The 12080-nt window shown below is 29.6% G+C and carries 13 protein-coding genes; 10 read left to right on the forward strand and 3 right to left on the reverse strand.

Features of this window, described 5'->3' with window-relative positions:
• From QZZ11_RS04100 to QZZ11_RS04130, 7 genes are all read left to right on the forward strand, one after another.
• Positions 1 to 1326, forward strand: a 1326-nt coding sequence (locus QZZ11_RS04100; protein ID WP_292473848.1) for a TldD/PmbA family protein, incomplete at its 5' end; no start/stop codon positions are given.
• 1 nt (position 1327) lies between these two features.
• Positions 1328 to 1900, forward strand: coding sequence for a TIGR00296 family protein (locus QZZ11_RS04105; protein ID WP_292473850.1), 573 nt, complete (start codon positions 1328 to 1330; stop codon positions 1898 to 1900).
• An 11-nt stretch (positions 1901 to 1911) separates the two neighbouring features.
• On the forward strand, positions 1912 to 2955 hold the full coding sequence (locus QZZ11_RS04110; protein WP_292473852.1) for a GTPase: 1044 nt from the start codon (positions 1912 to 1914) through the stop codon (positions 2953 to 2955).
• A gap of 128 nt (positions 2956 to 3083) precedes the next feature.
• Entirely contained in the window at positions 3084 to 3728 is a 645-nt protein-coding gene (locus QZZ11_RS04115) for an Hsp20/alpha crystallin family protein (protein ID WP_292473853.1), read from the forward strand.
• A 62-nt stretch (positions 3729 to 3790) separates the two neighbouring features.
• Positions 3791 to 4741: a 3H domain-containing protein gene (locus tag QZZ11_RS04120; RefSeq protein ID WP_292473889.1), complete on the forward strand. Its 951-nt coding sequence runs from the start codon at positions 3791 to 3793 to the stop codon at positions 4739 to 4741.
• Between the two features lie 34 nt (positions 4742 to 4775).
• Positions 4776 to 5387, forward strand: coding sequence for a ZPR1 zinc finger domain-containing protein (locus QZZ11_RS04125; protein ID WP_292473855.1), 612 nt, complete (start codon positions 4776 to 4778; stop codon positions 5385 to 5387).
• Positions 5387 to 5890 carry a nitroreductase family protein gene (locus QZZ11_RS04130; RefSeq protein ID WP_292473856.1) on the forward strand — a complete coding sequence of 168 codons (504 nt, stop codon included), beginning with the start codon at positions 5387 to 5389 and terminating at the stop codon, positions 5888 to 5890. The genes QZZ11_RS04125 and QZZ11_RS04130 overlap by 1 nt, the downstream gene beginning before the upstream one ends.
• Before the next feature lie 54 nt (positions 5891 to 5944).
• Here the strand turns inward: QZZ11_RS04130 and QZZ11_RS04135 are convergent, their stop codons facing one another.
• The 3 genes from QZZ11_RS04135 to nadC all read right to left on the reverse strand — a co-directional run bounded on the left by QZZ11_RS04135 (position 5945) and on the right by nadC (position 8579).
• The gene (locus QZZ11_RS04135) at positions 5945 to 6874 is read right to left on the reverse strand and encodes a TDT family transporter (RefSeq protein ID WP_292473858.1); all 930 of its coding nucleotides are present in this window, start codon (positions 6872 to 6874) and stop codon (positions 5945 to 5947) included.
• Positions 6875 to 6977: 103 nt separating this feature from the next.
• On the reverse strand, positions 6978 to 7439 hold the full coding sequence (locus QZZ11_RS04140; protein WP_292473859.1) for a hypothetical protein: 462 nt from the start codon (positions 7437 to 7439) through the stop codon (positions 6978 to 6980).
• A gap of 297 nt (positions 7440 to 7736) precedes the next feature.
• The gene (gene nadC / locus QZZ11_RS04145) at positions 7737 to 8579 is read right to left on the reverse strand and encodes a carboxylating nicotinate-nucleotide diphosphorylase (protein WP_292473861.1); all 843 of its coding nucleotides are present in this window, start codon (positions 8577 to 8579) and stop codon (positions 7737 to 7739) included.
• Positions 8580 to 8781: 202 nt separating this feature from the next.
• Between nadC and rnz the strand changes: the two genes are divergently transcribed.
• The 3 genes from rnz to QZZ11_RS04160 all read left to right on the forward strand — a co-directional run bounded on the left by rnz (position 8782) and on the right by QZZ11_RS04160 (position 12076).
• Entirely contained in the window at positions 8782 to 9714 is a 933-nt protein-coding gene (gene rnz, locus QZZ11_RS04150; protein ID WP_292473891.1) for a ribonuclease Z, read from the forward strand.
• Between the two features lie 12 nt (positions 9715 to 9726).
• A complete protein-coding gene (locus QZZ11_RS04155; protein ID WP_292473862.1) occupies positions 9727 to 10983 on the forward strand; it encodes an SHOCT domain-containing protein in 1257 nt (418 codons plus the stop codon).
• A 136-nt stretch (positions 10984 to 11119) separates the two neighbouring features.
• On the forward strand, positions 11120 to 12076 hold the full coding sequence (locus QZZ11_RS04160; protein WP_292473863.1) for a replication factor C small subunit: 957 nt from the start codon (positions 11120 to 11122) through the stop codon (positions 12074 to 12076).
• Positions 12077 to 12080 lie beyond the last annotated feature (4 nt).

Consider the following 12080-nt stretch of genomic DNA (forward strand, 5'->3'; position numbering starts at 1 on the left):
AGAAAAGTAGAATATGCAGATATACGCGTCAAGAATTCAATTAGTAACTCAGTAATCTTAAAAGATGGAAAAATAGATAATATAGACACAGGAATTAACTATGCTATTGGGATAAGAGTATTACAAAATGGTGCATGGGGTTCCGCTTATACTAGTGAAATTGATAAGGTAGAACAAGTTGCTGAAAATGCTACTATGTTAGCAAATCAATTAAAAAGTGATGTAAAGTTAACTCCTACCAATCCGGAGGCGGATATAGTTAAATCTAAGGCTAAAATTAAAATTGAAGATATTCCAATAGAAGATAAGATTGAAACAATGAAGGAATTGAATAAAATTGCTCAAACGGATCAAATACAAAGTACTAATATTTCTTTGTCTGAATCACAATCTTCGGATTTAATAATCAGTTCAGAAGGTACGAATATTTTAAGTGATAACAACAGAACTGTCTTATCAATGAATGCTGTTGCTTCAAATGGTGAAGTCATGCAGATAGGACATAAAAGTTTGGGTGGAGTAAATGGTTTTGAAGTGGTTGAAGATGCCGATTTGGAAGCATTTGCTACCGGAATATCCGAAAAGGCAATTAGTCTATTGGATGCTAAAACACCTCCATCAGGTGATTTTCCAGTAATTTTAGATCCGGAACTTGCAGGGGTGTTTATTCATGAAGCATTAGGACATGCTTCTGAAGCAGATATCATATTACAAAATGATTCAATATTAAAAGGCAGGCTTGGACAAAAAATCGGTTCCGATTTAATCACGGTTATTGATGATGCTTCTATAGAAACAGGTTTTGGTTATTATCCTTATGATGTTGAAGGTACAAAAGCAGAAAAGACTACTTTGGTAAAAGATGGTATTTTCACATCAGTATTAAGTTCACGTGAAACAGCTAGTAAAGTAGGTGAGGGTGATTCAAGTGGTAATGCAAGATCATCTGTAAGTAACAAACCGTTGGTACGTATGAGTAATACATATATTAAACCAGGTGATTCATCATTTGATGAGTTAATTGAAGACATACCTAATGGTATTTATTTAAAAGGTTCACGTGGAGGACAAGTTGATACAGGTAAAGGAATTTTCCAATTTAATGCTGTTGAAGCATATTATATAGATAAAGGTGAATTAGGAACTCATTTACGTGATGTTTCATTATCTGGAACTACTTTGGATATTTTAAACAATGTAACAGGGGTAGGTTCTGACTTTAATTTAAGTGTTGGATTTTGTGGAAAAGATGGTCAAACAGTACCTGTCGGTGATGGTGGACCACATATAAGAGTAAGTAGAGCAACTGTTGGTGGAGTTCAATAAAATGTTAAAAGATCAGTTAACATTGGAAGAAGGACAGTTACTTATTAAAATAGCAAGAGATAATATTGCCACATATTTGAATGGCGGAGAATATTTTTGTACAAATGAACTGCCTGAAATTTTTCATAAAAAATTGGGAGTTTTTGTTACTTTATCCATAAATTCTAATCTGAGAGGTTGTATCGGTTATCCTGAACCATATATGGAATTAATAGAGGGTCTTCTTGATGTGTCTATCGCAGCTGCAGTGGAAGATCCAAGATTTAATCCATTGTCTTTGAATGAATTCGAAAAAGTAAAAATTGAAATAAGTGTATTAACTAAACCCCAACTAGTTCAAGTTGATACTTTTGAAGAGTATTTAGATGTTCTGAAAGTTGGACGTGATGGTTTAATTATAGAAAATGGTTATCATAGAGGATTATTATTACCACAGGTTCCAATTGAACAAAATTGGGATATGAAAACTTTTTTGGAGAATTTATGTTACAAAGCAGGATTATACGGTGACGCATGGAAAGAGGAAAATACTAAAATTTATAGTTTTCAAGCACAAATATTTGAAGAAACATAGGAGGCTGAAATATGAAATTACCAAATATACCAACACCTGATGAAATTATAGACAAGGCTTTTAATAGAGCAAGTAAGGCAGCATCAAAAGTAAGAAGTTCAAAATTACATCCACGTGTAAAAGGTATGAGAATTGAAGAAGTTAGGGTACAAACAGCCTGTGAAGTAATCAACAGTACTTTTAATAGGATTGTTACTGAAACTCCAATTATTGAGGAATTACCTGAGTTTTATCAGGATTACATAGATATTGTAGTTGGTGTAGACCAATATAAACATTCATTGGGTGCTGTTTTTTGGGCGTTAGGTGTTTTAAAACAAATAGAATCACAATACACCAGTAAAATAAGAAAATCTGATTCTTTAAGTGCAATACCTATTAGAAAAGAAGCATACGGTAGGATTGTTTCTGTTGTAAAACGTATTAGTGATGAATTAGATTTCCTGGATTTTGCTAAAAGAGAGTTAAAACACATGCCTAATATAAATTTTGATGCTGTCAGAGTTGTTATTGCAGGTTTTCCAAATGTAGGAAAATCTACTTTATTAAATAATATTACTGATGCCAGTCCTAAAGTTGCAAATTATCCATTTACAACTCAGGGATTACAGATTGGTAATTATGAAATGATGTATAGGCAATATCAAATAATTGATACTCCTGGTTTATTGGATCGTTCAATCAATGATATGAATGAAATTGAATTAAATGCTATAGCTGCTTTGGAACATCTGGGTAATATTATTATTTATATATTTGATCCATCTGAAACTTCAGGTTTCTATATGGAAAACCAGTATTTACTTTATTCAGAAATTAAAAAAGTATTTGAAACTCCAATGATTTGTTTATTCAACAAAACGGATTTATTGGATGATAAAAGCGTTATTGAAGAATATTCAGAAAAAATAGATGATCCAATTTTTGAAACAAGTATAAATGACTTGAGTAAAATTGATGAAATAAAAAAATTAATTCAGGATATGGGAAAAGAATTTGCTCAAGAAGATCAGTTTACTGAATATAATTTACGTAGAAGACATAGAAAAGATTAGTCTTCAAATTTCCACACCTTCTTTTTATTATACTTTTTCTCGAAATGTTTATATAATTCATTGATAAATCATTAATTATATAATTTTTAAATTATATTTTTTTCAAGTATAAAATAGGAATGATATCCATGGAAAATGTATATGTAGATTCAAAAAAAGACGAAGAAGAAAAAATTGAAGAAACAAAAGAATTCGAAGAAACTACTACAACTAACGAAGCAGAAGAAGAATGCTGCTGTAACGATGAAGAAAAAAATGCTGATGAAGAATGCTGTTGTGACGGTGAAGAAAAAACTTCTGAAAATGAATCTGAAGAGTTTGATTACAAAGTTTATGGAAAAGAAACAGTTGAAGAAACAAAAAATATTGCTGAAAAAATGTTTAATGATGTTGTATCCACATTAAAATCTAGACAAGCCGAATGGAACAAAACTTTAGAAGAATATAAAGCAAACAAACCTGCAGTTGATTTACTTGAATATGAAGATAATTTAGTAATTAAAGTGGATGCACCAAGAGTATCTAAAGAGGATGTTTCAGTAAAAATGTCTACGGACACTATAGAAATCGAAATGGACTTCCCTGAGTACATAAGTGAGGATGAAGATGTTAAAATTTTAAGAAAAGAACGTTGTTCAGGAAAAACTAAAAATATCATTCCATTACCAGTAGAAGTTGACCTTAAAGAAGTTAAAGCTTCCTTTGAAGACAATGAATTAACAATTACTCTTCCAAAAATCAGAGGTAAAAAAGTGGATGTAGAAATATTATAGTTTAAGTTTATTTTTTTTTTAAATAAACTCTCTTTTTTTGATTTTTTTTATTATTGGGTGGTATTATGAAACCATATGTAATTTTAATAGGATCTGCTTCTGGTATAGGTAAATCCACAATTGCTTCTGAAATATCAAATAAATTAAACATAAAATATTTGATAGAAACTGATTTTATAAGGGAAATAGTTAGGGGAATTATTGGTCCTGATTATGCTCCAGCTTTACATAAATCTTCATATGATGCTTATACTACATTAAGGGATTCTTTTAACTATGAAAGTGAAGAAAAACTTATAGAAGCTGGTTTTGAAGAACATGCATCTTTTGTAATTCCTGCAATTGAAAAAGTTATTAAACGTTCTGTTAAAGATAAGGATTCTATTGTTATTGAGGGAGTTCATTTAGTTCCGGGATTACTTGATATAAAACAATTTGAAAATGAGGCAAATGTTTACTTTTTTATTTTAACAGCAGATAAAGAAGCTCATCAGGAACGTTTTATTTCAAGAGCTATTGCAATAAAAAGAGGTGGAGCACAATTGGATTACTTTAGGGAAAATAGGATAATTAATGATTATCTAATTTTTAAAGCTAAATCCATGTCAGTTCCTGTGATAAATAATAAGAATATGGATAAAACATTGAAAAAAATATTACAAAGTATTCATGAAGTGTCCGAAGATATATTTGTAAAACATTCTGTTGATTTAATTGATTTGGAAAGGGAAATAATTACAAAACATGGTGGTAAAATAACTAATATTTCTTATTATATTCCGGAATTTAAAGAACCATTGGTTCGAACTATAGATGACTATGATGATGATTCAATTAAGGGTCCTGAAGCAGATTCGAAAAAGAAGGAATCCTTGGCTAAACTATATGACTTATCCAATAATATTCATAGTCATCATATCTCTGCTCCGGATAGAGAAAGTTTAAATAAGATTATCAAAGAATTGGATGAAAATAATTTAATCATAGATAAAAATTTAATTAAAAACAAATAAAAATTATCATAGATAACTAGTAGAATTGATTCATATGACTAAAGATAATATTGTTTATAATAATGAAATCATGTATTCGGATTGTCCTGTTTGTGGTGGAGAGAAAACTTTAGAAATAACCAATCGAACGGATAATATTCCTTATTTTGGGGATATGTTAGAAACTGCAGTTTCTTGTAAAAACTGTGGTTACCAATCATCAGATAGTATTTCTTTAGAACATAATGAGCCAATGAGGTTCAAATTAAAAATAGACAGTACAAAACTAAGTTCCAGGGTTGCAAAGTCACAGACAGCAACTATTTCTATTCCTGATTTGGGTTTAAAAGTTGAACCCGGACCAAAATCACAGGGTTATGTTTCAAATGTTGAAGGTATCTTAAATAGGTTCGAAAGTGCAGTATTACGTGCAATTAAACTTGAAGGTGAAGAAATAGATCCTGATATACAAGATAAAGCTTTAGATATAATTGATTATTTAACAAGAATTAAAATGGGTGAAATGTCTGCACTATTGATATTGGAGGATCCTTTTGGTAATAGTGTAATTGATGATGATGATGTTGATAAAGAAATTTTAACACCCGAAGAAGCAGAAAAGTTACAGACAGGTTTTGCTACATTTGATCAAAGTGAGGTAGAATAATGTCAATATTGGATGTTATGGAAAAACGATATAGTGTAAGAGGATATCTTGATAAAGAGGTAGAGGATGAAAAATTAAATAAAGTATTAAGGGCTGCACAAGTTGCACCTACGGGGGTAAATGCTCAGGCTTTCAAAATATATGTTATTGAAACAAAAAAACATATAGATGAATTGAAAGAAGTAGGAAAATGGGATTGGTTTACAGAAGCACCTTACATCATTGCAGTAGTTTCAAAAGCTTCAGATGCATGGACAAGATATGATGGTAAAAATCTGGGGGATATTGACGCAACAATTGTTATGGATCACATAATCTTGGAAGCTACAGAATTAGGATTGGGCACTTGTTATATTGCTGCTTTTAATAAAGAAGCTTTAACAGAAATGTTAAATTTATCTGATGAATATGAACCAGTTTTATTGACTCCTTTAGGATATCCTAATGCCGAACCAAGAGGAACTGATAGAAAAAGTATTGAAGAATTAGTTGAATTTATTTAATCTCCTTTTTTTACTATTTTTTATTACTTTAAATATTATTTAAAAAGAAATATTTTAATCTCTTATTCTTGGAACTTCAAATGTATTAATTATGAAATGTGCTAATACATATGAAACTAACAAAATTGCAATAATTATTTCTATGATTAGTTCATATTGCATATATGGTAAAACAATCCCTATTTTAGATAAATATTTCATTGTAAATAAGGTCGTTACTGCATTTATTACTATGGGAAATGTATAAGCAGCATACGTTGGGTAAAAGGGTAGTTTCCAATATTGTATGAATTTACAAAGAACCATTATGTAAAGTATTTTAGTAATTACATAAAATGATATTACTAAATAAAAATTATTTGGACTGACAGATGCAAGATAACCTACAGCACATAAGCTAAATGGTGCTGCATATACTCCTATGACTGGTTTTGTTGGTTCAGGTACTGAAATAGTTAAGTATCTGTAAGAAATTGCTAAGAATACTAAGATTACACATATGAAACTAAACCAGAATGCTATCGTTCCAATAAATTCTTGATGAAATGTTGGGGCAGTTATTGCAATCATTTGAACTCCTGCAAACACAACGAATGATCCTGCAGTATAATCTGTTATATCAAAGTGTAATACGAATTTAATTATATAATTTATAACAAAACAGATATGGATTAAAACAGCAAAAATCCATAATGAAATTGCAGTTGAGTAACCCATATAAGGATAAATGAAATTTGAAATTAACATTAAAGCCATAGATAATGTGGCAATAATACTTGCTAGTACTGGGTTATCCAAATCTTCTTTAAAATATTTGGGATATTTATACAATTTAATAATTACTAATATGAATAATAATGCTGAAATGAAACCACAAACTTCTCGGCTATGTGGAAAAAAATCGTACAATAAATTTCCCATAGCGGCTATTCCAAGAATGGGTCCACCAATAGAAATAGGTAAATGTTCAATATCTGTTTTCATAGTTTTCAACCATATTTTTTCTATTAATATGTTTGTAACTATAAATATTAAAAAAATTGTAACTGTGTTAGTGAAAATGGGGAGGTGATATGATTAAAACGATTTAGAATAAATCGTCTTCTTCATCTTCTTGGTTTGGTTTATCATTAATTTTTAATGTAGCTTTAACATCCATACTTAATGCATCACAATCAGCTTTGATAGCATCCAGGTGTTTTAAAATTCTGATTTTTTCTTCGTTAATTCTTTCGATATTTGTGTAAGGATATGTTGATTCTTTTAGCATTTCATATTCTACTGTTGAATATGGGTATTCATTTAATTGTTTACATACATTTGCTAGAACGTCGCCTAAAAATTTGTTCATTTCAACTTTTACACGTTCTCTTATCATTTTATCATCGTCTAAGTGTTGTTTCATTAATCGAACAACTTCTGCTTTAGCAAATGGTAATTTTTCATCATCTTCATCTAAATATTCTTCGATTTCTTCAACGTTTCCTTCAGTTTCTATTGTGTCTAATTCAGTTTCTTCAATTTCATTAATTTCTTCAAATTCTGCCATATAATCACTTTTCACTTATTATTTTAAAATTATTATTTAAATTATCAATAATTGTAATAATATATTTATCTCTTTTAGTTAATAAATGTGATGTTAAAATTATGGATTCTATGATTAATATATATGTATTTTCATTAAACATGAATGATTTTAGTTTACACTATATTCAATTTAATTAATTTTAAGAGTAAAATTTTCTAAAAAAAAGTTGAATTATATAGGTGTATAAAGGTTATTTTTCAAAAATAAGGTTAGAAGATAAGGAAAAAAATTTCTAAAAAAAATAAAATATTGGAACTAAATAATATTTAAACTTAAATCTAATGATTTTGCACTGTTGGTTATAAAACCACTGGATATGACGTCAACATCTAATTCAGCATAATTAAGTATGTTTTCGGGATTAATACCTCCACTTACTTCAATAATCACATCTTCTCTTAATCTTCGTTCTTTTAAAGTATTTAAAACAGAGGATATTTCTTTTGGTGTCATATTGTCCAGCATTACAATATCTGCACCAAATATACTTGCACGAACAGCATCTTCTTCGGATTCTACTTCAATTTCGATTTTTTTTGTGAAACTGACATTTTCTTTAGCTAACTCTATTGATTCTATAACTCCACCGACTACTTGGATGTGGTTATCTTTAATTAGAACACAATCATCTAATTTGAATCTATGTGTATCTCCACCACCTATTTCCACAGCTTTTTTTTCTAATTTTTGTAGGCCGGGTGTTGTTTTTCTAGTACAAGCAACTTTAACATTAGGATTTACTTCTTTAACTCTATCGCAAGTGTTTTTAACTAATGTGGCAATACCACTTAAATGCATCAAATAATTCAATATACTCCTTTCTACCATCAAGATGTCTTTTGCCTTTCCTTCAAACTCTAAAATCACATCTCCCTTGTGGATATCTTCTCCATCCAAAAATGAACTGGATATATTTAAACCAAATTCATTAATGATATAATGAGCTACATCCATTCCAGCTAAAATTCCATCTTCTTTACATAAAATTTCTGCTTGAGCCCATTTGTTTTCAGGTATTAAACTATTTGTTGTAATATCTTCGTATCCTATATCATCATATACATTTTCTATAATTCTATTATCACTAAAAATTGTCATAAACACACGTTCCATAGAGTTTTATTTTCTATCTATGTAATTAATGATTATTTATTTTTTAACATTTTTAATATAAGAATTAAATAAAATTTTTTTATTAAACAGAATATTTAAAATATTAAAAATATGAAGTATAAATATAAATATATAGTAATTTAATTGTTTATTAAAATTACAAAATCAAAAATGGGGTATAAAAATAATTGAATTAACCTTTTTGGGTACAGCCTCTGCAATACCCACAAAAACTAGAAATCATGCAGCTATCGTATTAAAGATATATGATAGGACAGTTCTTTTTGATTGTGGTGAAGGTACTCAAAAACAAATTATGGAAGCTCAAGTTAGTCCTATGAAAATTGATGATATATACATCACTCATTTGCATGGGGATCATATTTTGGGATTGCCTGGTATTATTCAATCTTTAGCTTTTCGTGGAAGAACAAGACCGTTGAATATTTATGGTCCTGTCGGAATAGCTAATTTAATAGAACATATTAAAAATTTAGGTTATTTTGCCATTTCTTATGAATTAAATGTTCATGAAATTATGGATGATGATGTTGTAATTTATCAACAAAATAATTTTTTAATTAGGGCTATGAAAATGAAGCATACAGTAACAAATTATGCTTATAAAGTTGAAGAAATTAAGCAACCGAAATTTTTGAGACCTAAAGCAATTGAATTGGGTGTTCCACCAGGTCCTTTGTTTGGAAAGTTACAGGCAGGAGAATCTGTGGTGGTGGATGGTAAAACAATTTTTCCAGAACAAGTACTTGGTCCCCCAAGAATTGGTGTTAAGTTAGTATATAGTGGAGACACAATACCTCAAGAAAATATGATTTATTTTGCTAAAGATGTGAATGTTCTAATTCATGAAGCTACATTTTCTGAAGAATTTAGGGATAAAGCTTTGGAAAATGGACATACAATAGCGAAAGATGCAGCTTTAATTGCAAAAAACGCTAATGTTGAACAGTTAATATTGACTCATTTATCAAATAGATATACAACATCTGAAGTATTAGAAGAAGAAGCTAAAGAAATATTTGAAAAAACGGTCTATGCAGAAGATATGATGACAGTAATAGTTGAAAACAATAAAGAAGTTAAAATAATTAAAAAATAAATAGGTGTAAACATGTCTTTATTTAGTAAAACAGAAGTTAATAAATCAATGCTTCCTTTCATTGAAAATGGTGAGGGAGTTGGAGTAGTCAAAGTAAACGGATATGGGAAAGCATCAGCTAGGATGGAATCTTATAAAATCATATTTGATTCATATGAAGGTAAAAATCCAATAATTGAATCCGTATCTGCTATAACTTATTTGAGTTATAAGAAAGGTAATTTCATATCAGAACCAAAATTGGAAATAGGCATATCTCATAAAAAGTACATTCTTTCAGGTGTAGATAACAACGACGATGAATTAGAAACTTTTTATAGAACTATCCTAGATGTAAAAAATTTAGAAAAAGAACAAAAAAGATCTTCACATATGGGAGTTAATAAACCTCTGCTTAATAATGAAGATGAATTTGATGAACTTGAGTCAGTTGTCGATGATTTAAATAACGATATGAACGTTGATTTAGAAAAAGAAGTTTTAAATGAAATTTCTGATGAACCAGAAGTTGTAGAAACAAAAGCAGATGCTGATGTTTCCGAATCTGAAGAAGATTTAGAAAAAATTATTGAAGATGATTCTGGTGACGAATTTGAAGTTTTAGAAGAACTGGATAATGATGAACTTGAAGTATCTGAAGAATCTCAAAAAAATGATATCCCAGAAGCAGAATCACAAGAAAGTGATGAAATTGATGAATTGGAAGATCTGGAACTTTTTGAAGATTCCGATGAAATCATCTTTGAACCAGATGAACCTATTGTAGATAGTCCACAGGATATTGAAGACGATTCTGAAATTTTGGATGAACCAATTGTTGAAGAATATGATGAAGATTTCGAAGATTTTGATGATGAAATAGTGGATAAGGAAATAGATTCTGACAGAATTATTACAGAAGCTGATGAAAATGTTGAATCTGAAATAAGCGAAGAATCAAAAGATGACAAAACTATTGGAGCAGAAGCTGAAGTTAAAAAAGATGTTGTTGTTGAACAATTACAAGAAACATCAGATTCAACAGATAACAATATTATTACAACTGATAACATAACTTCTGAAATAGGTAAAATGAAACAGCAATTGTTTACAGGAATAAACAATATTCAAGATGAATTAAATTCTGAAAACCCAGATAATCCACAGGTTTCAACATATATGCAACCGGATCCTGTTGATCAAATCAGAAGGTATCATGAACTTAAAGAGGATGGAATCATTACAGAAGAAGAATTTGAACTTAAGAAAAAACAATTACTAGATTTATGATTGGGGCCACTCCATGAAACCATTTAAGGTTGTAAGTACAATACTTGGATTTGTACTGGTACTTACACTTATTGTACTTTCTTTAGCTTATTTATTTGTTGGATTTTAAAAATAATATGATATAGGTGAAATATTTATGAATATTCCATGGGTAGAAAAATACAGACCACAAACATTGGATGATGTAGTAGGACAAGACCAGATAGTTTCAAGATTAAAAAGATATGTCGAAGAAAATTCAATGCCTAATATAATGTTTACAGGTTCTGCTGGTGTAGGAAAAACTACTTGTGCATTAGCTTTAGCAAAGGCTCTGTTGGGTGAATATTGGCAACAGAACTTTTTAGAATTAAATGCTTCTGATGCCAGAGGTATTGACACTGTAAGAAATGAGATTAAAAGTTTCTGTAAATTAAAAGCAGTAGGTGCACCGTTTAGGATAATATTCTTGGATGAAGTAGACAACATGACTAAAGATGCTCAACAAGCACTTCGTCGTGAAATGGAGATGTACACAAAGACTTCATCATTTATATTATCATGTAATTATTCTTCAAAAATCATTGATCCGATACAATCAAGATGTGCAATTTTTAGATTTGCTCCTATAAAAGCATTTGAAATCATTAACCGATTGAAATATATTGCAGAACAGGAAGGTATAGAAGCAGATCAAACAGCATTAGAAAATATAGTGTACTTCACTCAAGGAGATATGAGACGTTCAATTAACATTTTACAAGCATCAACTACTGATGATAACAAAATAACCGAAGAAACAGTATATGAAGTAATTAGTCGCGCAAAACCAAAAGATGTTAGAAAGATAATTAATAAAGCACTTGATAAAGACTTCTTGGGAGCAAGAGATTTATTGAGGGATATTCTAATTGTTGAAGGAATAAGTGGTGATGATCTAATTACTCAATTATATCAGGAAGTTTCTGAAATGTCAAGAGAAGGATTGATTGATGAGGAAAACTTTGTCAAGTTGATGGAATATATGAGTGAATGTGATTATAGAATTCGTGAAGGAGCAAATCCTAGGCTCCAATTAGAAGCGTTAATAAGTAAATTTTTATTAGTTAAATAGGTTG

Source organism: Methanosphaera sp., from assembly GCF_016282985.1.
In the GTDB taxonomy this organism is placed as follows: domain Archaea; phylum Methanobacteriota; class Methanobacteria; order Methanobacteriales; family Methanobacteriaceae; genus Methanosphaera.